Here is a 260-nt window from a genome sequence, read left to right on the forward strand (position 1 = left end):
CGATTTTGCGTGGCGCCAAGCTTTGAACGGAACGAAGAAACTTTATTGATTGCTTGATCATAAACCTTAATAGCAGCAGTAGCTTTATCATGTGTCGACACATCCAAAGCATATTCTGTAATGTCACTAGATGTTCCATTTGTGACGCCACTATTCCCATCTGCTTTCGTAAAATAAGCAGTTACCCCATCAATTGTAGCTACCTCTTCAGAATTACCACTTATTTTAAGTGCTCTTGACCGCATATCTTCTAATTCAAT

1 pseudogene is annotated in these 260 nt (G+C 38.8%); it reads right to left on the bottom strand.

Annotated elements, in window-relative coordinates:
- Positions 1–260 (bottom strand): annotated as a pseudogene (locus tag SB764_RS41855) (hypothetical protein); the annotation flags it as partial.

The sequence above is a fragment of the Paraburkholderia sp. SIMBA_027 genome, from assembly GCF_046535315.1.
In the GTDB taxonomy this organism is placed as follows: Bacteria; Pseudomonadota; Gammaproteobacteria; order Burkholderiales; family Burkholderiaceae; genus Paraburkholderia; species Paraburkholderia tropica.